At 67.7% G+C, this 817-nt stretch carries 1 protein-coding gene; it reads right to left on the bottom strand.

What is annotated here, in order from left to right; all coding sequences use genetic code 11:
* The coding region (locus C9F12_RS22200; protein ID WP_205254758.1) for a DUF6531 domain-containing protein at window positions 1-817 on the bottom strand (817 nt) is incomplete at both ends.

The raw sequence follows: 817 nt of genomic DNA on the forward strand, positions 1-817 counted from the left end.
CCACTCGAGCTCCACCGCCAGGCCACTGCGGTGGGTGTAGCGGGTGACCAGATGGTGCTGGTACTGGTACTCGCGGGTGTAGCCGCGCATATCACGACTTTCGATCAGATCACCGTCGGCGCTGTGCAGGTAGCGGACCAGCACCTCGGGCTCGTGCGCCTCGGCGGGGGCCTCTCTGTGCCTGGCGACGCCCTTGCCGATGTCCTTGCCGACGTCTGCACCGGGATAGTGGCGCACCACCTTGGCCAGCAGCCCCGCGCTGCTGTAGTGAAAGCGCAGCAGCAGGGCGGCGCCGTCGGTCAGCCGGTCCAGTCGGCCCTGGTGATAGCTCAGGTGCAGGGCGCGGCCATCGCGCTCGCGCTGCTCGACCAGGCGGAAGTGGACGCGCTCGCCCCGCCCGGACTTGCCGATGCGGCGGTAGAGCTCCTGACTGCCGTCGAGGTAGTGAAGCCGGTAGTGCTCGCTGTCGGGGTGTTCCAGGGTCACGCTTTCACGCGGCAGGAAGCGGCTGCCGCCGACCTCGAGGGGGGCGATAGGCAGGGCGCGGTTCAGGCTGTCGATAAAGGTCAACTGCTCGCCCAGGGCCTCGAAGCGGGTATGGAACGGGCTGCTCCAGCGGGCGCCCAGCTCGCTGTCATCGAGTTCGTCGATGCTGGAGCGGTAGTAGCGGGTCCATTCGACGTCGATCAGCCCCGGTACGCTGAAGTCGGTGTGCCACAGGTTCTCGTCACCCATCACATAGTCCACAGGGTTGGGACTGGTGGGGGTGGGGCGATGCAGCGAGCACACGCAGCCGGCCGGAGTGACGCTTGGCTCG

This window comes from Halomonas sp. BN3-1 (genome assembly GCF_003056325.1).
GTDB classification, from domain to species: Bacteria; Pseudomonadota; Gammaproteobacteria; order Pseudomonadales; family Halomonadaceae; genus Halomonas; species Halomonas litopenaei.